Origin of the sequence: Streptomyces hamibioticus, from assembly GCF_047946815.1 — a bacterium.
Classification (GTDB): Bacteria; Actinomycetota; Actinomycetes; order Streptomycetales; family Streptomycetaceae; genus Streptomyces.
In genome coordinates this window covers 1,596,501-1,618,022 of the sequence record NZ_JBKKQY010000001.1, presented here as the reverse complement: position 1 = coordinate 1,618,022, position 21,522 = coordinate 1,596,501, and the positions used below count along the sequence as shown (strand labels likewise).

Below are 21,522 nucleotides of genomic sequence, written 5' to 3'. Positions count from 1 at the left end.
AGTAGTCGTTGTCGGTCGTGTGTTCGGAGTAGGCCGCGCGGGCCCGTCAGCGCCGTCCGCCGGCGGCCGCGATCAGCTCGGACACCTTCACGAAGCGGTAACCCTGGCGGCGCAGCTCGGGGACGACCTGGCGCACGGCCCGCTCCGTCGCCGGGGCGGCGCTGCGGGTGCAGTGCAGGACGACGACCGACCCGGGGCGCACCCCGTCCAGCACCTGCCGGGCGACCGCGTCCGCGTCCGTGGCGAACGCGTCCCCGCCGACCACGTCCCACTGCACGGCGGTGACACCGGCCGCCGTCAGCTCCTTCAGGGCCGTACGGTCGTGGCACCCGCCGGGGAAACGGAAGTACGGCATCGGGTCCGGCACGCCCGCCTTGCGGAACGCCGCGTACGCCCGCTCCACGTCCGTCCGCATCCGCTCCCGGGCGACGGCCGGCAGGCCGTAGCAGTCGCCGGTGAAGGCGTAGTGGCTGTAGGAGTGGTTGGCGACCTCGAAGAGCGGGTCCCGGCCGATCGCCCGGGCCTGTTCCGGGTACTCCTCCGCCCACCGGCCGGTCATGAACACCGTCGCGGGCACCTTCAGTTCGCGCAGCGTGGCGATCAGCTCCGGGTTGTCGAACCGCTCGCCCCTCGCCGCCCGCGGCCCCTGGTCGGCCGTCATGTCGGCGTCGAAGGTGAGGGCGACGGTCCGGTCCCGCGCCGTGCGGGGGCCGTGTTCGAAGACCGGCGTCAGCCCCGCCGGGCCGGGCGCGAGGGTCGGCGGACGGGACGGTGACGGTGAGGGGGAGTGGGACGGGGCCTGGTGCGGTTCCTGGGGCGCCCGGGCGGTGCCGCAGGCGGCGAGGGCGGCCCCCAGGGCACAGGCGACGGCCACACGTCGCACGAGAGAAAGGCTGATCATCGTACGAACGTATGGCCGCGGTGTCCCGTATGTGGCGCTCTGGGGGAGGGTGGCGCCGTGCCCTCACCCGTTCGGCCGGGTCCTCAGATGTCCCGGCGGTCCAGCGGCTTCGTCGCCGGGCCCTGGATCACCTTGCCGTCCGTGTCGAACCGGGAGCCGTGGCAGGGGCACTCCCAGGCCCGCTCGGCCGCGTTGAAGCTGACCAGGCAGCCCAGGTGGGTGCAGCGGGGCGACACGGCGTGCAGCGTGCCGGCCTCGTCCCGGTAGACGGCGAGCCGGTCGCCGCCGGCCCGCACGACGGCACCCTCGCCGGGCGGCAGGGCGTCCACGGGCGGCGCGGGCCGCAGCCGGTCCCCGACGAAGTGGCGGGCGACCTCCGCCTGGGTCTTGAGGAACGTCGGCGCCTCGCGCACCGCCGTGCGCAGCCGGCGCGGGTCGTACAGTTCGCTCCACGCACAGGTGCCGCCCGTGATCTGCGTGGTGAGCAGCCGGCCCGCCATCATGCCGCCGCTCAGCCCCCAGCCGCCGAAACCGGTGGCGACGTAGGTGTGCTTGGCGCCCGGGTGCAGCGGGCCCACCATCGGCACCGTGTCCGTGGGGTCGATGTCCTGCGTGGCCCAGGAGTAGGTGAGGTCGGCGTCCGGGAAGTGCTCGCCCGCCCAGGCGCGCAGCCGGCCGAAGCGCTCCCGGGTGTCTCCGGTGCCCGGCGTGAAGTGCTCCCCGGTGACGATCAGCAGCCGCTGCCCGTCGGCGCCGTTCCCGGTCAGGGGCGCCGTACGGACCGAGCGGGTGTTCTCGTCCGGGGTGATGTACATGCCGTCCGGGTCGCGCTCCGCCCCGATCGCCCCGGCCACCACCAGTTCCCGGCGCGGGGTGAGACGCGCGAACAGCAGCGCCCGGTCGAAGATCGGGTAGTGCGTGGCGACCACCACGTCCCGGGCGGTCACCGTGGCGCCGGACCCGGTCGACAGCCGGCACGGCTCGCCCTCGTCCAGGCCGTGGACCGTGGTGTTCTCGAAGATCCGTCCGCCGCGGGAGACCAGGTCCTCGGCCAGGGCGAGCAGGTACTTGCGCGGGTGGAACTGCGCCTGCCCGGTGACCCGGACCGCCCCCGCCACCGGGAACGGCAGCTCCGTCTCCGTCACGAACGAGGCCGGCAGCCCCGCCTCCCGCGCCGCCGTCGCCTCGGCGCGCAGCTCGTCCACGCGGCCCGCGTCGCAGACGTACGTGTACGCGCTGCGGGTCTCCCAGTCGCAGTCGACGCCCAGCTCGTCCACCAGGCCGGCGGCGTGCTCGATCGCCTCGGTCTGCGAGCGGGCGTAGAGCCGGGCGGCCTCCGGGCCGCGGGTGCGGCGCAGCTTGTCGTAGATCAGCGTGTGCAGGACGGTCAGCTTGGCGGTGGTGTGGCCGGTGACGCCGGCGGCGACCCGCCCGGCCTCCAGCACCGCCACGCTGCGCCCCGCCCGGACCAGTTCGCAGGCCGTGCTCAGGCCGGCCACTCCGGCGCCGATCACCGCCACGTCGACCTCGAGGTCGTCGGCGAGGGCGGGGCGCGGGGGGCCACCCGGTGCGGTACTGAGCCAGTACGAGCCGCTGACGTGCGCGTTCTCCGTCATGCGGCCCCGGGTACCCCGCTCCGGCGACTTCAGTGACCGGCCGGCCCCGATGCCGCGCCCGGACTACCCCCGGCCTACCTCCGCCAAGGGCCCGTCACCGCGAAGGTCGTCCCCGGCGTGTAGCAGTTGACGTACATCGTGTCGCCGTCGGGGGAGAAGGTGACGCCCGCGAACTCTCCCCACTCCGGTTCCTCGGGCGTGCCGATGTTCTGCCGCCCCCGGGCCATCGCGTACACCTCGCCGCGCCGGGTGACCCCGTACACGTGCTGGGCGCCGTCGCCGTCCTCGCAGACCATCAGGCCGCCGCCGGCCGCCAGGCAGATGTTGTCCGGGGACTCGCCGGGCAGCTGGATGTCGGTGTCCGGGCCGAAGACGATCACCAGGGTCAGCCGGCACCGCTCCGGGTCGTACCGCCAGATCTGCCCGTAGTGGTCGGCCGCCGAGCCCTGCGAGCTGCGGGCGAACGACGACACGAAGTACACGCACCGCCCGCCCCAGTAGCAGCCCTCCAGCTTCTGCGCGTGCGTGATGCCCCGGCGTCCGAAGTCCTGGTGGCGGATGGGCGTCCCGGCGGCCAGCGGATCGGGTACGTCCACCCACTCGACGCCGTCGAAGGAGGCCCCGGTCTCCTGGATGGAGGACAGGTCCGGTACGCCCGGCACCCGCATCGCCTGAAGCCGCCCGCCCGCGCGCAGTGACCCGGTGCCGCCCAGCGGCTTCTCGGGCAGGAACCGGTAGAACAGGCCGAAGGGCTTCTGGAACGCGTCCTCGGTCTCGTACACCACGCCCCGGCGCGGGTCCACGGCGACCGCCTCGTGCTGGAAGCGGCCCATCGCGGTCAGCGGCACGGCCCCGGTGCGGTGCGGGTCGGCGGGGTCGACCTCGAAGATGAAGCCGTGGTCCTTGGTGTAGCCGTTGGTGCCGGCCTTGTCCTCGGTCTCCTCGCAGGTCAGCCAGGTGTGCCAAGGGGTGGGGCCGCCCGCGCAGTTGACGGCCGTGCCGGCGATCGCGACCCGCTCGGACAGCACGTGGTTGCGCGAGTCCAGGGTCAGGGCCGTGCAGCCGCCCTCGCCGGCCGGGTCGTAGGTCAGGCCCCCGACCGTGGGGACGGGGGCCCGGCTGCCCGCGCGGTTCTCGTGGTTGCGGACCAGGTGGACGCGGCGGTCTCTGCCTCCCCGGCCGTGGCCGCGCCCGGGGAAGGCGGCCATGCCGTCGTGGTTGGACGGCACCGGGCCCTCACCGGAACGGAGCGGGTCGCCCTCCCGGGACAGGACCCGGTAGCGGAAACCACGGGGCAGGTCGAGCAGGCCGTCGGGGTCGGGGACCAGGGGGCCGTAGCCGGAGCCGTGGCCCAGGCGGTCCTGCGCGACGGCCGTGCCCGCGAAGAGTTCGGAGAGGTTTCCGGCGAAGGCGATGCCGACGCCCAACGCGCCCGTACGGGCCAGTACCTGACGGCGCGTCGCACGGCCGTCCGCGGTGCGGGGCGTGGTGGTCCCGGTGCTGCTCCCGGGGGCGTTCTCGAGCGTGTTCTCGGACATGGGGCAACCTTCCTGCTGGCGGACAGGAACTGTGACCCCGCCGTGTCTACCATCTGCCACGGGCCTCGGGAACCACGCGTGCTACACGCGTCACGTGCCAGCCGGCCGCTCCAGGGTGCGGTCCGTGCGGTCCGTGCGGTCCACGGGCTCCTCGGGCGCCGTCTGTGCCTTCTCCAGGAAGCGCAGCAGCTCCACGGGGAAGGGGAGTACGAGCGTGGAGTTCTTCTCGGCGGCCACCGCCACCACCGTCTGCAGCAGCCGCAGTTGGAGGGCCGCCGGGGTGTCGGACATCTCCCGGGCGGCCTCGGCCAGCACCTTGGAGGCCTGCCGCTCGCCGTCGGCGTTGATCACCCGGGCCCGCCGCTCCCGGTCCGCCTCCGCCTGCCGGGCCATCGACCGCTTCATCGTCTCGGGAAGGGAGACGTCCTTGATCTCGACACGGTCCACCTGTACGCCCCAGCCGACCGCCGGGCTGTCGATCATCAGCTCCAGGCCCTGGTTCAGCTTCTCCCGGTTGGACAGCAGGTCGTCCAGCTCGCTCTTGCCGATGATCGAACGCAGCGACGTCTGCGCCATCTGCGACACGGCGAACTTGTAGTCCTCGACCCGGATGAGCGCACTGGCCGGGTCCACCACCTTGAAGTACACGACCGCGTCCACGCGCACGGTCACGTTGTCCCGGGTGATGCCCTCCTGGGCGGGGACCGGCATCGTCACGATCTGCATGTTGACCTTGTGCAGCCGGTCCACGATCGGGACGATCATGGTGAAGCCGGGTCGCCGCACCTCACCGACGAGCCGGCCGAGCCGGAGGACCACCCCGCGCTCGTACTGCTTGATGATCCGCGCTGCCGACGCGACGTAGAGCAGCCCGGCGCTTCCGACGGCCGCGCCCGCGGTCAGGAACTCCTCGAGCATGACGACCTCCTTCTCAGAGGTCCGTTTCGTGCGTTCCTGACACGATATGCCAGGCACCTGGTCCGAGGCCATGCTCGCGGTGGCCATGCTCGCGGTCCCGAACCAGGAGCCTGCTCCCGGCGTGCGCTAGGCCGGTGCCGGTGTCCTGCCGGTCTCCGTGACCTTCACCGGGTCGGTGCCGGTGGCGCTGTGCCGTTCCGCCCAGCTCCGAAGCGCCGTCCGGCAGGCGTGGTCCAGGTGGTGCAGCCCGGAGAGGTCCAGCTCGACCGGGCGGTCCTGGGGCAGCGCCTCCAGGCTCTCCAGGATCTTCGGCAGCCGCAGGAAGGTCGCGTTGCCCGACAGGTGCGCCTGGATGGGGCCGGCCCCCTTGTCGACGATCTCCAGCTTGAGGTGCGAGGCCTCCCAGGCGGTCTTGACGACGGACAGGGCCATTCCGATCAGCACGCCCTCGAACATGTTGACCGCGACGATCGACACCGCCGTGACCACCAGGATCAGTGCCTCGCCCCGATGGTCCTGCCACAGCGGCACGAGCTGGCGGAACGGGATCAGCTTCCAGCCGGCGTGCACCAGGATGCCGGCCAGTGCGGGCAGCGGGATCAGAGCCAGCGCGGCCGGCAGCAGCGCGGCGAACAGCAGCAGCCACACGCCGTGCATGACCCGGGACGCCTTGGTCTTCGCGCCCGCGTTGACATTGGTGGAGCTGCGTACGATGACCGCGGTCATCGGCAGGGCGCCGAGCGCGCCGCACACGGTGTTGCCCGCGCCCTGGGCCATCAGCTCCTTGTTGTACTCGGTGCGCGGCCCGTCGTGCATCCGGTCCACCGCGGCGGCGCTGAACAGGCTCTCGGCGGAGGCGATCAGGGTGAACGCGATGATCGTGCCGAAGATGCCGATGCCCGCGAACTCGCCGAAGGCGTCCAGGCCGGGCGGCTGGATCGAGTCCAGCAGGCCGTTCACCTCGACGGTCGCCACCGGCAGTCCGAACGCCGCCGTGGCCAGGGTCGCCAGGACTACCGCGGCGAGCGCGCCCGGCACCGTGCGGACCTGCTTGGGCAGCTTGGTCCACAGCACCATGACCACGACGGTGCCCGCGCCGAGCGCGAGCGAGATCATGGCGTCGGTGCTGCCCAGCATGTCGGCGAACGCGCCGGGCAGCCCGATGATCTTGTCGACTCCGGAGGCGGGCGCCTCCAGTCCGGCCGCCGCGTACAGCTGGCCCGCGATGATCACGAGCCCGATGCCGGCCAGCATGCCCTCGACGACCGACAGGGAGATGGCCCGGAACCAGCGGCCCAGCTTCAGCGCGCCCATGCCCAGCTGGAGCAGGCCCGTGGCCAGCACGATCACACCGAGCGCGGGCAGTCCGTAGGTGTCGACCGCCTCGAAGACCAGCACGGTCATGCCGGCGGCGGGCCCGGACACCTGAAGACTGCTGCCGGGCAGCAGGCCGGTGACGATGCCGCCGATGATGCCCGTCACCAGGCCCAGCTCCGCCGGGACCCCGGAGGCCACGGCGACGCCCACGCACAGCGGGAGGGCGACCAGGAAGACGACGAGGGAGGCGGCGAAGTCCTGCCGCAGGAAGGGGTACTTGGCTATGGAGGTCACGGCGCCGCTCACAGGGCCTCGAACGTGTCGGTCTCCGGGCGGTGCTGGCGCACGGTGCCGGTGTGGACCTCGTAGTACCAGCCGTGCAGCCGCAGCCCGCCCTCGGTCAGCCGCCGTTCCACGCACGGGTAGGAGCGCAGCCGCTGAAGCTGTGCGAGCACGTGGTTCTGCACGGCCTCGGCGACCGTCGGGTCGGCCGGGTCGGAGCACTTGGGCTGGTCCGCGCCGTACGCGAGCCAGTCGCGCACCGCCGGTACGGCGGTCAGGTCGTCGCCGCGCACCATCGCGCCCACGGCGCCGCAGTGCGAGTGGCCGCAGACCACGATGTCGCCGACGCCGAGCACCTGCACGGCGTACTCGATGGTGGCCACCTCTCCGGTGGGGCGTTCGCCGCCGTAGGGCGGGACGACGTTTCCGGCGGTGCGCAGCTCGAAGAGCTCGCCGGGCCGGGCGCCCGTGATCAGGGCGGGTACGACCCGGGAGTCGGAGCAGGTGATGAACAGGACGCCGGGGGACTGGCCCTCGGCGAACCCGGCGAACTCCTCAGGGCGCTGTCCGAACATGCGGGCGTTGTCGATGAGGGGCTGCATGATGTGGTGTTTCCTCCTGGCGCGCAGCGGGGACGCGTCGGATGGGCAGGACAGAGGTGGGGGGCTGCTCTGACGCTCAGCAGCGGTTGACCTGGCGGGCGTGGGTCACGCCGCGCGGCACACCTTCGGAAGGGGTGGTTCCGGGCAGGGTGTTGGCCATGACTTCACGGGTTGTATGCGCGGGTGCGAAGAACTCGACAACTGTGAAGGGTGGGAGTGCCGGTGAGGTTGTGGCGAGGGGTGATCTCGCGGCCCGGGCCGTCGACCTCCCAACATGGCCCCCCTTCGGTCGATTCGCACGTCTGAGCGCACGTCTAGTACGCACCAAGGTTTGGTCAACGCTTGGTCAAGAGACAAGGTAACCCGGCAGGGGGGTTTGCAGGGTTAACGAAGTGTTACTAGGCCGAGACCGCCCGAAAATTGTGGGGCGGATGGCCTGAACGGACTCCTGGTGGGGGCCGTTGACGAGTCGGCGCCGTGCGGTCAGTCCGTGACCAGGCGCGCCGCGTCCCGGGCCAGCGCGGTGAGGCGGGATATCGCCCGGAAGTACTTCTTGCGGTAGCCGCCCTTCAGCATCTCCTCGCTGAAGAGTTGGTCGAACGGCAGTCCGGAGGCCAGGACGGGGATCTCGCGGTCGTACAGCCGGTCCGCCAGCACGACGAGCCGGAGCGCCGTCGACTGGTCCTGCACCGGGTGCACGCCGGTGAGGCACACGGCCCGCACGTCGTCGGTCAGGGCGCCGTAGCGGCTGGGGTGGACGCGGGCGAGGTGGTCCAGCAGGTCGGGGAAGGCGTCCAGGGAGGCGCCGGCGGTGGCCTGCGCCGCCCGGGTCACCTGCTCGTCGGAGTGCGGGGCCGGTGCCTCGGGCAGGCCGCGGTGACGGTAGTCCTCGCCGTCGATGCGCAGGGCGCGGAAGTGGGCCGACAGGCCCTGGATCTCGCGCAGGAAGTCGGCCGCCGCGAAGCGGCCCTCGCCGAGCTTGCCCGGCAGTGTGTTGGAGGTGGCGGCGAGCGCCACGCCGGCGTCCACCAGACGGCCGAGCAGGGTCGACACGAGGACGGTGTCGCCGGGGTCGTCCAGCTCGAACTCGTCGATGCACAGCAGCCGGTGCCCGGAGAGCGTCTGCACGGTCTGCTGGAAGCCGAGGGCGCCGACCAGGTTGGTCAGCTCCACGAAGGTGCCGAACGCCTTGCGGTCGGGGTCGGCCGGGGTGGCGTGCCAGAGGGAGGCCAGCAGGTGGGTCTTGCCGACGCCGTAGCCGCCGTCGAGGTAGACGCCGCGGGGGCCGGCGGGGGCCTTGGGAGCCCTGCTCCGGCCGAACCCGAAGAGGCCGCGCCTGCCGCCGCCCGCGGGAGCCCCGCCCAGTCCGGCCGCGAAGCCCTCCAGTACCCGCACGGCCTCGCTCTGGCTGGGCTGGTTCTGGTCCGGCACGTAGGTGCTGAAGCGGACCGAGTCGAACCGCGGCGGCGGGACCATCTCGGCCACCAGGCGGTCCGCGGGAACGTGCGGCTCACGGGCGCACAGGGACAGCGGGGCGGCGCCGGCTATCGGGCTGGACCCGGAGGCGGCGGAACCGGAGGCGGCGGAGGAGGACGACACGCCTCCCCATGTTAGGGCCTGCGGGGGCGGCCGGATGCCCGGGCCTGCGGGGGAGCGTCCGGCCGGGCGGTTGGCGTGGGCTCGTGGAGAGGGTCGGCCGGGCGGTTGGCGTGGGCTCGTGGGGAGGGTCCGGACGTGCGGTTGACGCGGGCTCGTGGGGAGGGTCCGGACGGGCGACCGGCCGGGCGCGGGCGGCCCGGCAGCCGACCCTTCGGCCGCGGGCCGGGGCAGGGGGCAGGGGGCAGGGCCGCGGGTCGGGGCGGGCAGGGTGGCGGCGAACCGGGGACTGGGGCTTGCGGGCGGGGGCCCGGATCCCGGGACGGGGAGGGTGATGACGGGTCGGGGAGCAGAGGAGGAGGGCGGCTGGTCGAGCGGCGGGGTGGGGAGGGCGGCGGCCACGGGAATGGGTGGGGAGGGCGGCCGCCCGGGGCCAGGGATGGGACGGGGGGCCAGCCCGGAGCGGGGGAGGCGATGGAGGCGCGGGCGGGGCGGCGCGTGCGGGGCGGGGTGAGGCGGCGCGTGCGGGGCGGGGCGGTGAGTCTTCCGGGGGAGGCGGCCCCTTCCGGTTCCGCCCGATCCCTGTCCGGGGACGACCCGGTGTGGTCGGTCTGTGGGTGACGGCGCAGGTGGCGCAGGGGAGGGGCGGACGCCGTGGGCGGGATGGAAGGCGGGGTGCGTGGAACACTGCACGGCATGCGACGCCTGTTCCCTGTGACCCACCTGACAGACGACTCGGGCCCCGACCCGGTGACCGACCGTGAGTGGAGCCTGGCCGAGCTGGCCGACGCCTACGCCTATCCGGAGCCGGGCGGGTCGGGCGCCTGGCTGCGGGCCAACATGGTCGCCAGCCTCGACGGGGCCGCGCAGCACGACGGGCGCTCCCAGCCCATCTCCAGCGCCGCGGACATGCGGATCTTCGGCACGCTGCGGGCCCTGGCGGACGTCGTGGTCGTCGGCGCCGAGACGGTACGCCGGGAGGGGTACCGCCCGGCACGCGCGCGTGCCGAGTTCGTCGAGGCGCGGCGGGCCGCCGGACAGGGCCCGGCGCCGGTGATCGCCGTGGTCAGCGCCGGTCTGGCACTGGACTTCACGCTGCCGCTGTTCACCTCGCCGCTGGTGCCCACCCTGATCCTCACCGGCGCCGCCGCGGCTCCGGACCGGATCGCCGCCGCCGAGGAGGCGGGCGCCCGCGTGGTGACCGCCGGGGACGGCGTCGGCGTGGACCCCGAGCGTGCCGTGCGGGCCCTCGCCGAGCTGGGCCACACCCGGCTGCTCACCGAGGGCGGCCCCCGGCTGCTCGGCCAGTTCGTCGCGGCCGGCGTGCTCGACGAGCTGTGCCTCACCGTCTCCCCGACGCTCACCGCGGGCGACGCGCAGCGCATCGCGGGCGGGCCGTCGGTCGCGGTGCCGCAGCGGTTCGCGCTGGCGTCCCTGCTGGAGGAGGAAGGTTTCCTCTTCAGCCGGTACCGACGCGACTGAATGCGGAACGGAGGCGTGAGCGGAATCCGGAACGGAGGCGTGAGCGGTCCGGAGCGAAGGCGTGGCCGGTGCCGGCCGGACACCCGTACGAGCGGTACCGCGCATCCGGGAATCGGCGGAATCTCTCGTTCCGTTTAGCCCGTGACGGGCACACTGAATCCGGCAGTACCCGTGCGATCACGGGGCAGGATGGTTTCCGCAGGGCTGCTTCGGCCATGCGGTTGGTGGGCCCACGGGGGGCCCTCGAAGGAGAAGGGGCGCCTGTGTTCACTAGCGTTTTGATGATCGAGAAGGCCATGACATCGGCCGACGTGGAGTTCGTCACGACCTTGCACGGGGACGAGCCGGTCTCCTTCCACGTGCTGCTCCAGCCGCGCGGCGACCAGGCGGACCGCCTGCTGCGAGCCATCGACGACGTGGCCCTCGGCGAGTTGGACGAGGCGGTCCGGGAGGGCGAGACCCCCGAGGGCGAGGAGGCGATGAGCGTCGGCCGCAGAGCCCTGGAGGTGTCCCTCACCGCCCTGCACGCGGCCGGCAGCGAGGCCGCGGGCAGACTCGTCCAGGACCACCCGTTGGACGCGCTGAAGACCCTGGTCGAGGAGGTCGACGCCGACGAGGTGATCGTCCTGACCGACCCGCACTACGTGGAGGAGTTCTTTCACCGGGACTGGGCCTCCCGGGCCCGGCACAAGGTCGGCGTACCGGTCCTGAAACTGTTCTCCCACAGCAAGGCATAAGGTGGGCGGCTGTACCACCGCCGCGACGGCGGGCACACCGCACGCACCGCGGCACCGCACGCACTACAGGCACCGCACGCACCGCAGGCACCGCACGCACAGGGAGACACGCGCATGGCACCCGGCCTTCCCACCGCCATGGACCGACCGCACTTCATCGGCATCGGCGGCGCCGGAATGTCGGGCATCGCCAAGATCCTCGCGCAGCGCGGCGCCGAGGTGGCGGGCAGCGACGCGAAGGAGTCCGCGACCGCCGAGGCGCTGCGCGCGCTGGGTGTCACCGTGCACGTCGGACACGCCGCGGAGCACCTCGCCGACGACGCGAGCTGCGTGGTCGTGTCGTCGGCGATCCGCGAGGACAACCCGGAGCTGGCCCGCGCGGCCGAGCTGGGCGTCCCGGTCGTCCACCGCTCCGACGCCCTCGCCGCCCTGATGACGGGCCTGCGCCCGATCGCGGTGGCCGGCACCCACGGCAAGACCACGACCACCTCGATGCTGGCCGTCTCCCTGTCAGAGCTGGGCCTGGGCCCGTCGTACGCCATCGGCGGCGACCTGGACGCCCCCGGCTCCAACGCCCTGCACGGCGAGGGCGAGATCTTCGTCGCCGAGGCTGACGAGAGCGACCGCAGCTTCCACAAGTACGCCCCTGAGGTCGCCATCGTCCTCAACGTCGAGCTGGACCACCACGCGAACTACGCCTCGATGGACGAGATCTACGAGTCCTTCGAGACCTTCGCCGCGAAGATCGTCCCCGGCGGCACCCTGGTGATCGCGGCCGACCATGAGGGCGCGCGGGAGCTGACCCGGCGGCTGGCCGGATCGGTGCGCACGGTGACGTACGGCGAGTCCGAGGACGCCGACGTCCGCATCCTCTCCGTGGTCCCGCAGGGCCTGAAGAGCGAGGTCACGGTCGTCCTCGACGGCACGGAGCTGACCTTCACCGTCTCCGTCCCCGGCCGCCACTACGCGCACAACGCCGTGGCCGCCCTGGCGGCGGGCGCCGCTCTCGGCGTCCCCGCCGCCGAGCTGGCCCCCGCGCTCGGCGCCTACACCGGCGTCAAGCGGCGCCTGCAGCTGAAGGGCGAGGCGGCCGGCGTCCAGGTGATCGACTCCTACGCCCACCACCCCACCGAGATGACCGCCGACCTGGAGGCGATGCGCGCGGCGGCCGGCGACGCCCGCATCCTGGTCGTCTTCCAGCCGCACCTGTTCTCCCGCACCCAGGAGCTGGGCAAGGAGATGGGCCAGGCGCTGTCCCTGGCGGACGCCTCGGTGGTCCTCGACATCTACCCGGCCCGCGAGGACCCGATCCCCGGCGTCACCAGCGACCTGATCATCGAGGCGGCCCGGGCCGCGGGCGCCGACGTCACGCCGCTGCACGACAAGGCCGAGGTGCCCGGGGCGGTCGCGGGAATCGCGAAGGCCGGTGATCTCGTTCTCACCATGGGAGCGGGCGACGTCACCGACCTCGGCCCGCACATCCTGGACCGTCTGTCGAAGTGAGGGGTTGAAGGCTCATGCCGTACGACGTCGAGAAGCCGGACGAGCAGTGGCGCGCGGAGCTGTCCCCCGCCGAGTACGCCGTCCTGCGCGAGGCGGGCACCGAGCCCGCCTTCACGGGCGAGTACACCGACACCAGGACCAAGGGCGTCTACTCCTGCCGGGCCTGCGGCGCCGAGCTGTTCACCTCGGAGACGAAGTTCGAGTCCCACTGCGGCTGGCCGAGCTTCTTCGACCCGAAGGACTCCGACGCCGTGGAGCTGCTGGAGGACCGGTCCCACGGCATGGTGCGCACCGAGGTGCGCTGCGCCCGCTGCGGCTCCCACCTGGGGCACGTGTTCCGGGGCGAGGGATACCCGACCCCGACCGACGAGCGGTACTGCATCAACTCCATCTCGCTGCGGCTGACGCCGGACGAGGGCTGACGGGGCCGGAGCCCACGGCTCACAGCACCTTGCGCCGCACCAGCGCCGACAGCACCAACGCCCCCGGCAGCAGCGGCACCCATACCGTCAGGACGCGGTAGCCGACGACGGTGGCCGTGGCGAGGTGCAGGGGTGCGCCGTAGGCGGCCATGGCGAGGACCACCGCCGCGTCGACGGGCCCGATGCCGCCGGGGGCGGGGACCGCGCCGACCGCGGCGCCCGCGGCCAGGAAGGCGAACACCACCTGGGCCCAGGTCAGCGGCAGGCCGAGCGCGGCGCCGACCGAGTGGAGCACGCTCGCCTGGAGGACCGGGGCGACGGCCGCCCCGCCCCACAGGGCGAGCACCCGGGCGGGGCGGGTGTGCACGCGGCGTACGTCGGTCAGGGCGGCGCGCAGGAAGTCCCGGACCGGGCGGCGCAACGGGCGGGCGAGGGCCAGGACCAGGCCCGCCACGGCCGCCGTCAGCAGCACGCAGCCGACGGCCATGAGCAGGGTCCGCCCGTCCGGCACCAGGTCGCCGAGGTGCAGCACGCTCGGGAAGGCCAGCAGGAAGAACAGCAGGACCGCCGTCTTCGCGATCGACTTGGCCAGGGAGTACAGGGCGATCGAGGCGGTGGCCCGGGACAGCGGGATGCCGCGGCCCTGGAGGAAGCGCAGGGTGACGGCATGGGCGCCGAGGCTCGCCGGAAGCACGTGGTTCGCGGCGTCGGCGGCGAACTGCGAGGCCAGCAGCAGGCCCGGCGGAAGGCGCTCCGGGAGGGCGCCCTGCCGGGCGCAGGCGGCGGCCACCCAGCCCAGGCAGGTGAAGAACAGTCCCGCCAGCAGCCACCCGGGGTCGGCGGAGGCCAGCCGGGCGGCTCCGTCGCGCACGGACTGCCGGTCGACCGCCGCCCAGCCGGCGATCAGCAGCAGCGGCAGCAGGCCGAGCGCACGGCGGGCGAGGCGGCCGGCGGCGGGGGAGCGGACGCGGGCGGCCGGGGATGCGGAGGCGGCGTCGAGCGGCAACAGGGACACGGGGTACGTCGTCCTTCCGCGTCGCGCCCCCGGGGACCGGGGCGGACGGCTACCAGGCGCGGCAGGGGGCGGCGGTAACATCCCCGCCCGGCGTGACGGCACGGTGTCCGCAGCGCGACACGGCGCCGACGGGGGGACGACGTGGTCGGGACGCCGGTGCCGGCCCCGCCGCCTCACCACTCCGTCATCCCGTCATCCCGCCCGCCCGTCCTTTCAGCCCCTTATCCCGCCCGTCGTCCCTTCATCCCGCCATCCCGTTCTGCCCCGTCACCAGCCCGTCAGAACCAGGTGATTGACCAGCAGGGCCAGAGCCGCCTGCGCCGCGAGCCAGGCCCGGGCCCGGGGCAGCCACGCGCAGGCCGGCAGCAGCCGGACCCCAGCGCCCAGAAGCCGCCGTCCTCGGCGAGCCCGAGGTACGCGTCGCAGTCCGCGAAGTCGACGGTGAGCAGATCCGGGGTGACCTGCGGGGTGTCCATGCCGATCAGCAGGGCCGGGCCGTCGCAGCCGGCGAACGCGGCGGCCAGCCGCTCGTCGAGGCCGCCCCCGCACTGCGGTACGACGTCGATGCCCGGCGGCAGCCAGGGGCCGGGCGTCCCGTCCAGGACCAGCACCCGGCGCCGCGCGGGCGTCGCCGCTGCGGCGTCCAGCGTGTCCGCGAGGGCGGCCTCCGCGAGCGCCGCCGCCTCCTCGGGGGTGAACGGCGGCGTCAGCCGGGTCTTGACCCGGCCCGGCCGCGGCTCCTTGGCGATGACCAGCAGTGTCGTCACCGGCGGCCTCACCGGTCGCCCCCTTCCCGCACGGTCCCCGGGGGCGCCTCCGCCAGCACCCGGCGCATGTCCCGCACCGCCTGCCAGGTGCCGCGCCAGGTGCCGGTCACCTTGGAGGCCCCGGTGCGCGGCAGATACGGCACGTCGTACTCGGCGAGGCGCCAGCCGGCGTCGGCGGCCCGCACCACCATCTGCAAGGGGTAGCCGCTGCGCCGGTCGTGCCCCAGGGCGAGCAACTCCGTGCGCCGGGCGGCCCGCAGCGGGCCCAGGTCGTGCAGGCGCAGCCCGGTGCGGCGGCGCAGCATGCGGGCCGGCACCAGGCTGCCCGCCCGGGCGTGCGCCGGCCACGCGCGCCGGGTCCGCGGCCGGCGCCGGCCGAGCACCAGGTCGGCCCCGCCCGAGCGCACCTCGCGGACGAACGGCACCAGGTCGGCCGGGTCCAGAGAGGCGACGCCGCCGCCAGGTGCTCCTGGGCCAGCTTGGTTGTCGCGTACACGTTCCTGGGATCGGCCGGGGCCTCCTCCGCCACCAGCTCGGGCGAGAGGTCCGCGCCGCACACCGGGCACGGCGGCTCGAAGCGGCCCGCCGCCAGGTGGGCGACCGCCCGCGGCCCCGGCCGGACCGCGCCGTGCCGGGCGCAGGCGTACCGGCCCTCCTCGTACACCACCATCGACCCGGCCAGCACCAGGTGCCGCGCCCCGGCCTCCGCCATGGCGGTGAGCAGCACCGCCGTGCCCAGGTCGTTGCGGGAGACGTACTCGGGCGTGTCGGAGAAACCGGTGCCGAGGCCGACCATCGCCGCCTGATGGCAGACGGCGTCCACCCCGCCAGCGCCCGGCCCACCTCCTGCCGGTCCCGCACGTCCGACGCCGGATCGGTGCGGACGTCGTACACGACGGGCTCGTGCCCACGTGCCCGCAGTGCCTCGACGACATGGGATCCGACGAACCCGGCACCGCCGGTGACCAGAACGCGCATGCGCTCACGCCAGGACCGTGAGCGGTCCCGCACGGCGGTCCGCGCCCGCACGTCACCGCTCCGTAAGAACGCCGCCGCCGAACCGGACAATGCCTGGTGGCGCCCCCCAGTCCGGCACCACCCGGCGTCTAGACTCTCCCGGCAACTGCCCGTACGACCTTGGCCAGACCTTGCGCGTTGTCCGCCCACCCGAAGGGTATTCGGCGTTTTGATACGGATGGAATCAGTCACCAAGCGGTATCCGGACGGCACGGTGGCGGTCGACCGGCTGTCGCTGGAGATACCCGACCGCTCGATCACGGTCCTCGTCGGACCCTCGGGCTGCGGCAAGACGACGACCCTGCGGATGATCAACAGGATGGTCGAGCCCACCGGGGGCACCATCCTCCTCGACGGCGCGGACATCCAGCGGCAGCCGGTCACCACCCTGCGCCGGTCCATGGGCTACGTCATCCAGAACGCCGGGCTCTTCCAGCACCGGACGATCGTCGACAACATCGCCACCGTGCCCCGCATGCTCGGCTGGGGCAAGCAGAAGGCCCGGGCCCGGGCGGCGGAACTGATGGAACGGGTCGGGCTCGACACCGCCCTCGCCAAGCGGTACCCCTACCAGCTCTCCGGCGGGCAGCAGCAGCGCGTCGGCGTGGCACGGGCGCTCGCCGCGGACCCGCCGGTGCTGCTGATGGACGAGCCGTTCTCGGCCGTCGACCCGGTCGTCCGCAAGGGCCTGCAGGACGAACTCCTGCGCCTCCAGGAGGAACTGGGCAAGACCGTCGTCTTCGTCACCCACGACATCGACGAGGCCATCAAGCTCGGCACGATGGTCGCCGTGCTGCGCGAAGGCGGCCGGCTCGCCCAGTACGCACCGCCCGCCGAACTCCTCTCCGACCCCGCCGACGCCTTCGTCGAGGACTTCCTCGGCGCCGACCGGGGCATCCGGCGGCTGTCCTTCTTCCCCTCCGCCGACCTGGAGCTGACCACCGGCCCGGTGGTGCCGGCCGACGCCACCGCCGAGCGGATCGGCGCCGCCGACGCCGCCCCCTACCTGCTCGTGACCGACGCCGACGGCAGACCCCTCGGCTGGAGCGCACCGGCGGACCTCACCGCCGGGGACGTCCGGACCGACCGGCTGCTGCCCTACGGGCGGCCGTTCACCCCGGGCACCGACTCGCTGCGCGCCGCCCTCGACTGCGCTGTCCTGTCGCCCACCGGCTGGGCCGTCGCCGTGGACGCCGACGGCCGGGTGACCGGTGTCGTCTCCCAGGCGGCCATCGGCGCCGCGATCCGCAACGCCCACACCCGGCACCGGCCCGACGCGAAGGTCGCCGGATGAACGGCTTCTTCGACATCCCGAGCGATCTCCAGAACACCTACCCGGGCCTGGTCGGACTCCATCTGCGCGAGGCCCTGCTGCCGGTCCTGGCCGGACTCGTCCTCGCGCTGCCGCTCGCCCAGCTGTGCGTGCGGCTGCGCTGGCTCTACCCGCCCGTGCTCGGCCTGACGACCGTGCTGTACGCCATCCCGTCCCTGGCCTTCTTCGTCGTCCTCATCGACTACACCGGCCAGACCGAACTGACGGTGATGATCCCGCTGGCCGTGTACAGCCTGGTGGTGCTGGTCCCGGCGATCGTCGACGGCGTCCGCTCGGTGCCGCAGGAGACCCTGGCCGCGGCGACCGCCATGGGCTTCGGACCCGTACGGCGCTACGCACAGGTGCAGTTGCCGATCGCCGCGCCCGCGATCATCGCCGGGCTGCGGGTGGCCACCGTCTCCAGCATCTCCCTGGTCAGCGTCGGCGCCCTCATCGGCAACCAGGGCGCCCTGGGCAACCTGCTCGCGGCCGCGCAGAAGTACGACCGGCCGGTGCTGGCGGTGAACTCGGTGATCACCACCGCCGTCCTGGCGATCCTGTGCGACGCCCTGCTGGTCGGGCTCCGCGTCCTGCTGACGCCGTGGATGCCGCGCGGCGGCCCGCGCCGCAGGTCCGCACGGCGGCAGGCGCCGCCCGTGCCGGAGGAGGCGGCGACCCGGTGAACGTCCTGAACTTCGTCAGCGCCTTCTTCGGCGACGGCGCCCACTGGCAGGGCTACGACGGCATCCCGCACCGCCTCCTCGAACACGTCCAGTACTCGCTGCTGGCGCTGGCCCTCGCCGCCGCCATCGGGCTGCCCGCCGGCCTGCTGACCGGGCACACCGGCAGGGGCGGCAACGCGCTGGCGTTCGTCGCCACCGCCGCCCGCGCGCTGCCCAGCTTCGGCCTGCTGGTCCTCATGGCCGTCCTGCTCGGCATCGGCCTGCTCCCCGTGATGATCCCGCTGGTCGTGCTCGCCGTCCCGCCCATCCTGGTCACCACCTACGAGGCGATGCGCTCCGTCGACCCCTCCCCGGTGGACGCCGCCCGGGGCATGGGCATGACCGAGAAGCGCATCCTGTTCCAGGTCGAACTGCCGGTCGCCCTGCCGCTGATCCTGAGCGGCCTGCGCTCGGCGGCCATCCAGATCGTCTCGACGGCCACCATCGCCGCCTACGTCAGCCTCGGCGGCGTCGGCCGGTACATCATCGACGGCCTCTACCAGCGCGACTACGAGAAGGTCGTCGGTGGCGCCACCCTGGTCGCCGCCCTGGCCCTGGCCACGCTCGCCGTGTTCTGGGCGGCGGGCCGGCTGACCGTGTCCCCGGGAGTGCGCAGGCGCTGACCGCCGCCCGCCGACCGGGGTTCCCCTGCCGAAAACCGTAACCAGGCCGTTGTTGACTGGCCGACAAGCGGCTGGATTGGATCGAGAGATGACTACTGGCGCGAAGAGCAGCAGATCGAGAACGAGGCACACCGGTGCGACGGCCGTCGCGCTCACGGCCGCGGCGGCGCTGCTCGCGGGCTGCTCGTCCGGCGACACCTCCGACAACCCGCTCGACGGGGACAAGGCGGAGGCGGGCACCGTCGTCGTCGGCTCCAACAACTTCGCCGAGAGCACCCTGCTCGCCGACATCTACGGCGAGGCGCTCCGGGCCGAGGGCATCAAGGTGACCTACAAGCACAACATCGGCAGCCGCGAGACGACGTACGGCCTGATGAAGAACGGCTCCGTCACCGTCCTGCCGGAGTACAACGGCGCCCTCCTCGCCTACCTCGACCCCAAGGCCACGCCGAAGACGGTCGAGGAGACCACGGCGGCCATCGAGAAGAAGCTCGACGGCAAGCTGGCGCTGCTGCAGCCGTCGGCCGCGCAGAACAAGGACTCGGTGACCGTCAACGCCAGGACCGCCGAGAAGTACGAGCTCACCGCCGAGTCCTCCATCGGCGACCTCAAGGAGGTCGCGGACCAGCTGGTCATCGGCGGGCCCCCGGAGTTCCAGACCCGGCACCAGGGGCTGGAGGGCCTGAAGTCGGTCTACGGCGTGGAGTTCAAGTCCTTCAAGGCGCTGGACGCGGGCGGCCCGCTGACCCGGACCGCGCTCAAGGACAACACGGTGCAGGCCGCGAACATCTTCACCACGGACCCGGCCATCACCAAGGAGAAGTTCGTCGTCCTGACGGACCCGGAGAACCTCTTCGGCTTCCAGAACGTGCAGCCCCTGGTCCGCAAGGGCGACCTCTCCCAGAAGGGCGTCGACGCCCTCAACGCCGTCTCCGCCGAGCTGGACACCAGGACGCTGATGGAACTGGACGCCCGGATACAGCTGGAGAAGAAGGACCCGATGGACGTGGCCAAGGCCTGGCTGAAGTCGGTGGGCCTGGGCTGACACGTCGGCCGGCCGCACAGTGAGTTATCGTGTACGCCGTGTGACCAGGGGGTGAGACGGGGGCGTACCCCTCCTTTTTCCAGCGCAGGAGTTTCCGCCGATGGCGAGGCAGCTACGCGCCGAACAGACGCGCGCGACGATCATCACGGCCGCCGCCGACCTGTTCGACCGTCACGGCTACGAATCGACCAGTCTCAGCGACATCGTGACGCACGCCCGTGTCACCAAGGGAGCGCTGTACTTCCACTTCGCCGCCAAGGAGGACCTCGCCCACGCCATCCTGGAGCTGCAGTCGAGAACCTCGCGCCGGCTGGCGACCGAGCTGGACGGCCGGGGCTACTCGTCCCTGGAGGCGCTGATGCGCCTGACGTTCGGCATCGCACGGCTGTCCGTCGAGGGGCCGATACTCCGGGCCGGCCTGCGGCTGGCCACCGAGGGCCACGAGGTGCGGCCCCCGCTGCGGCACCCGTACACCGAGTGGAAGGACCTCGCCACCACCCGGCTGGTCGGCGCGGTCAAGGAGGCGGACCTGCACGCCGACATCGACGTCGACGCCGTCGCGCACGCCCTCGTCTCCTGCTTCGTCGGCAGCGACGTGGTGTGCCGCACCCTCGAACCCGTCACACGCCGGCCGCGCCGGGTGGCCGAGCTGTGGCGCCTGCTGATCCGGGGCCTGGTCCCGGTGCCCCGGCGCGCCCGCTACGCCGGCCTCGCCGCCCGGCTGGAACGGGAGTGCCTGGCGGTCTGACCGGCCCGGGCCGCGGGTTGCGGCCCGCGGTCGGCGGTCCCACGGGCGCGGCCGGCGCCGCCCGCGGCCCGTCCGTGCCGCGCGGTACGGTGAACCGCATGCCCGAGACCCCGTCCGCGCCCGTCATCCTCGGTGACGAACCCGGCTCCTTCCCGCACGGCGTGCTGGCCGAGCGGCACCCGGCGATCATCCGCCAGGTGCAGGAGGCCTTCCCGTACGCCCCCGGACAGCGGCGCGCGCTCGACGCGCTGCTGGAGAGCTGCACCGAGGGCGTGATCGAACCGCTCCCCGACGACGCCCACGACCGGGACCGGTGGGCGGCCTGGGGGCTCGGCGACCACGTCGGCCGCTCCTGGTCCGACGTGCCGTGGCTGTGGTCAGAGAGCTACTTCTACCGCCGACTCCTCGAAGCCGTCGGCTACTTCCGCCCCGGCGCCTGGCAGGGCATCGACCCCTTCCGGCCGTCCAAGCTCGCCGAACTCGACGCGGACGAGACGACCGGGGAACTCGCCGCACTCGACTCCCTCGCCGGCCTCGACGCCGGCGAACAGGCCCGCGCCCTGCTGCACGGCTCCCTCTGGGGCAACCGCGCGGACCTCGGCTTCCGCCTCTCCGCCGGCGACGCGGCGACCCCCGCCGACACCCCGCCCCTGGTCGCCGACGACAGCGCGCGGCTCTGGTCGCTGCTGCCGCCCTCCGGGGCCCGCACACTCTGTCTCGTGGCCGACAACGCCGGCCGCGAACTCGTCCCCGACCTGCTCCTCGTCGCCCACCTGCTGGCCCACGGCCACATCGAGCGAGCCGTCCTGCACGTCAAGCCCCACCCGTACTACGTCTCCGACGCCACCACCGCCGACGTGCTCGACGCGGTGCGGCGGCTGACCGGCGCCGAGGGCACGGCCGCCGCCCACGGCCGCCGGCTGTGGTCCGCCCTGGCCGACGGCCGCCTCACCGTCCGCGCCCATCCCTTCTCCTGCGCCCCGCTGCCGTACGCCGACATGCCCGACGACCTCCGTGCGGAGTTCGCCGCTGCCACCGTCACCGTCCTCAAGGGAGACCTGAACTACCGTCGCCTCGTCGGCGACCGGCGGTGGCCGCCGACCACGTCCTTCGCCGACGTCACCGCCTACTTCCCGGGCCCGGTCGCCGCCCTGCGCACCCTCAAGTCGGACGTGATCACCGGCCTGGCCGCGGACACCGAGGCACGGCTGGTGGCGGCCGGGGAGCAGCGGTGGCGCACGAGCGGCACGCACGCGCTGGTCCAGGTGTCCGGCGGAGACGGGAGCGGGTGAGGTCCGACTGTGCTGCCGTTCCCGCTGATTCACGCGATGGTGTGATCATGTCCCGCCCCGCGGATGG

The 21,522-nt window shown here is 73.4% G+C and carries 18 protein-coding genes and 3 pseudogenes; 10 read left to right on the top strand and 11 right to left on the bottom strand.

The window, feature by feature from the left end:
* Window positions 1–46 precede the first annotated feature (46 nt).
* The 7 genes from ACLGIH_RS07300 to zapE all read right to left on the bottom strand — a co-directional run bounded on the left by ACLGIH_RS07300 (window position 47) and on the right by zapE (window position 8,773).
* Window positions 47–901: a polysaccharide deacetylase family protein gene (locus tag ACLGIH_RS07300; RefSeq protein WP_416524399.1), complete on the bottom strand. Its 855-nt coding sequence runs from the start codon at window positions 899–901 to the stop codon at window positions 47–49.
* Between the two features lie 83 nt (window positions 902–984).
* Complete coding sequence (locus ACLGIH_RS07295) at window positions 985–2,517, bottom strand: FAD-dependent oxidoreductase (protein ID WP_416524398.1); 1,533 nt, start codon at window positions 2,515–2,517, stop codon at window positions 985–987.
* Between the two features lie 74 nt (window positions 2,518–2,591).
* Window positions 2,592–4,055 carry a PhoX family protein gene (locus tag ACLGIH_RS07290; RefSeq protein ID WP_416524397.1) on the bottom strand — a complete coding sequence of 488 codons (1,464 nt, stop codon included), beginning with the start codon at window positions 4,053–4,055 and terminating at the stop codon, window positions 2,592–2,594.
* A gap of 90 nt (window positions 4,056–4,145) precedes the next feature.
* Window positions 4,146–4,973, bottom strand: coding sequence for a slipin family protein (locus ACLGIH_RS07285; protein WP_416524396.1), 828 nt, complete (start codon window positions 4,971–4,973; stop codon window positions 4,146–4,148).
* 126 nt (window positions 4,974–5,099) lie between these two features.
* Window positions 5,100–6,584, bottom strand: a complete 1,485-nt coding sequence (locus ACLGIH_RS07280) for a SulP family inorganic anion transporter (RefSeq protein ID WP_416524395.1) — start codon at window positions 6,582–6,584, stop codon at window positions 5,100–5,102.
* An 8-nt stretch (window positions 6,585–6,592) separates the two neighbouring features.
* Window positions 6,593–7,174, bottom strand: coding sequence for a carbonic anhydrase (locus ACLGIH_RS07275; protein WP_416524394.1), 582 nt, complete (start codon window positions 7,172–7,174; stop codon window positions 6,593–6,595).
* Window positions 7,175–7,657: 483 nt separating this feature from the next.
* Window positions 7,658–8,773 carry a cell division protein ZapE gene (gene zapE, locus ACLGIH_RS07270; protein WP_416524393.1) on the bottom strand — a complete coding sequence of 372 codons (1,116 nt, stop codon included), beginning with the start codon at window positions 8,771–8,773 and terminating at the stop codon, window positions 7,658–7,660.
* 693 nt (window positions 8,774–9,466) lie between these two features.
* Between zapE and ACLGIH_RS07265 the strand changes: the two genes are divergently transcribed.
* The 4 genes from ACLGIH_RS07265 to msrB all read left to right on the top strand — a co-directional run bounded on the left by ACLGIH_RS07265 (window position 9,467) and on the right by msrB (window position 12,914).
* On the top strand, window positions 9,467–10,252 hold the full coding sequence (locus ACLGIH_RS07265) for a pyrimidine reductase family protein (RefSeq protein ID WP_416524392.1): 786 nt from the start codon (window positions 9,467–9,469) through the stop codon (window positions 10,250–10,252).
* A gap of 263 nt (window positions 10,253–10,515) precedes the next feature.
* Window positions 10,516–10,989: an indole-3-glycerol phosphate synthase gene (locus ACLGIH_RS07260; RefSeq protein WP_416524391.1), complete on the top strand. Its 474-nt coding sequence runs from the start codon at window positions 10,516–10,518 to the stop codon at window positions 10,987–10,989.
* Window positions 10,990–11,103: 114 nt separating this feature from the next.
* A complete protein-coding gene (gene murC, locus ACLGIH_RS07255; protein ID WP_416524390.1) occupies window positions 11,104–12,492 on the top strand; it encodes a UDP-N-acetylmuramate--L-alanine ligase in 1,389 nt (462 codons plus the stop codon).
* Window positions 12,493–12,506: 14 nt separating this feature from the next.
* Window positions 12,507–12,914 (top strand): peptide-methionine (R)-S-oxide reductase MsrB, encoded by a 408-nt coding sequence (msrB, locus tag ACLGIH_RS07250; RefSeq protein ID WP_416524389.1) that lies wholly within the window; start codon window positions 12,507–12,509, stop codon window positions 12,912–12,914.
* A gap of 19 nt (window positions 12,915–12,933) precedes the next feature.
* On the opposite strand, the gene ACLGIH_RS07245 is transcribed toward msrB, so the two are convergent.
* The 4 genes and pseudogenes from ACLGIH_RS07245 to ACLGIH_RS07230 all read right to left on the bottom strand — a co-directional run.
* Window positions 12,934–13,929: a lysylphosphatidylglycerol synthase transmembrane domain-containing protein gene (locus tag ACLGIH_RS07245; protein WP_416524388.1), complete on the bottom strand. Its 996-nt coding sequence runs from the start codon at window positions 13,927–13,929 to the stop codon at window positions 12,934–12,936.
* A 314-nt stretch (window positions 13,930–14,243) separates the two neighbouring features.
* Window positions 14,244–14,696: pseudogene (locus ACLGIH_RS07240) on the bottom strand (DUF2064 domain-containing protein); the annotation flags it as partial.
* Between the two features lie 8 nt (window positions 14,697–14,704).
* A pseudogene (locus tag ACLGIH_RS07235) lies at window positions 14,705–15,145 on the bottom strand (glycosyltransferase family protein); the annotation flags it as partial.
* Window positions 15,124–15,674 (bottom strand): annotated as a pseudogene (locus ACLGIH_RS07230) (NAD-dependent epimerase/dehydratase family protein); the annotation flags it as partial. The pseudogenes ACLGIH_RS07235 and ACLGIH_RS07230, both read right to left, overlap by 22 nt.
* Before the next feature lie 208 nt (window positions 15,675–15,882).
* Here ACLGIH_RS07230 and ACLGIH_RS07225 point away from each other — a divergent pair.
* From ACLGIH_RS07225 to ACLGIH_RS07200, 6 genes are all read left to right on the top strand, one after another.
* A complete protein-coding gene (locus tag ACLGIH_RS07225; protein WP_416524387.1) occupies window positions 15,883–17,007 on the top strand; it encodes an ABC transporter ATP-binding protein in 1,125 nt (374 codons plus the stop codon).
* Window positions 17,004–17,708: an ABC transporter permease gene (locus ACLGIH_RS07220; protein WP_416524386.1), complete on the top strand. Its 705-nt coding sequence runs from the start codon at window positions 17,004–17,006 to the stop codon at window positions 17,706–17,708. Before ACLGIH_RS07225 ends, ACLGIH_RS07220 begins: the two co-directional genes overlap by 4 nt.
* Entirely contained in the window at window positions 17,705–18,370 is a 666-nt protein-coding gene (locus ACLGIH_RS07215) for an ABC transporter permease (RefSeq protein ID WP_416524385.1), read from the top strand. Before ACLGIH_RS07220 ends, ACLGIH_RS07215 begins: the two co-directional genes overlap by 4 nt.
* A gap of 88 nt (window positions 18,371–18,458) precedes the next feature.
* Window positions 18,459–19,415 carry an ABC transporter substrate-binding protein gene (locus ACLGIH_RS07210; protein WP_416524384.1) on the top strand — a complete coding sequence of 319 codons (957 nt, stop codon included), beginning with the start codon at window positions 18,459–18,461 and terminating at the stop codon, window positions 19,413–19,415.
* A 100-nt stretch (window positions 19,416–19,515) separates the two neighbouring features.
* Window positions 19,516–20,163, top strand: a complete 648-nt coding sequence (locus tag ACLGIH_RS07205; RefSeq protein WP_416524383.1) for a ScbR family autoregulator-binding transcription factor — start codon at window positions 19,516–19,518, stop codon at window positions 20,161–20,163.
* 98 nt (window positions 20,164–20,261) lie between these two features.
* Window positions 20,262–21,455: a damage-control phosphatase ARMT1 family protein gene (locus ACLGIH_RS07200; RefSeq protein ID WP_416524382.1), complete on the top strand. Its 1,194-nt coding sequence runs from the start codon at window positions 20,262–20,264 to the stop codon at window positions 21,453–21,455.
* Window positions 21,456–21,522 lie beyond the last annotated feature (67 nt).

Coding starts and splice junctions, on each gene's coding strand:
- ACLGIH_RS07265 (WP_416524392.1), top strand. CDS start 9,467: ATGCGACGCCTGTTCCCTGTGACCCACCTGACAGACGACTCGGGCCCC.
- ACLGIH_RS07205 (WP_416524383.1), top strand. CDS start 19,516: ATGGCGAGGCAGCTACGCGCCGAACAGACGCGCGCGACGATCATCACG.
- ACLGIH_RS07200 (WP_416524382.1), top strand. CDS start 20,262: ATGCCCGAGACCCCGTCCGCGCCCGTCATCCTCGGTGACGAACCCGGC.
- ACLGIH_RS07295 (WP_416524398.1), bottom strand. CDS start 2,517: ATGACGGAGAACGCGCACGTCAGCGGCTCGTACTGGCTCAGTACCGCA.
- murC (WP_416524390.1), top strand. CDS start 11,104: ATGGCACCCGGCCTTCCCACCGCCATGGACCGACCGCACTTCATCGGC.
- ACLGIH_RS07210 (WP_416524384.1), top strand. CDS start 18,459: ATGACTACTGGCGCGAAGAGCAGCAGATCGAGAACGAGGCACACCGGT.
- ACLGIH_RS07285 (WP_416524396.1), bottom strand. CDS start 4,973: ATGCTCGAGGAGTTCCTGACCGCGGGCGCGGCCGTCGGAAGCGCCGGG.
- ACLGIH_RS07290 (WP_416524397.1), bottom strand. CDS start 4,055: ATGTCCGAGAACACGCTCGAGAACGCCCCCGGGAGCAGCACCGGGACC.
- msrB (WP_416524389.1), top strand. CDS start 12,507: ATGCCGTACGACGTCGAGAAGCCGGACGAGCAGTGGCGCGCGGAGCTG.
- ACLGIH_RS07220 (WP_416524386.1), top strand. CDS start 17,004: ATGAACGGCTTCTTCGACATCCCGAGCGATCTCCAGAACACCTACCCG.
- ACLGIH_RS07300 (WP_416524399.1), bottom strand. CDS start 901: ATGATCAGCCTTTCTCTCGTGCGACGTGTGGCCGTCGCCTGTGCCCTG.
- ACLGIH_RS07275 (WP_416524394.1), bottom strand. CDS start 7,174: ATGCAGCCCCTCATCGACAACGCCCGCATGTTCGGACAGCGCCCTGAG.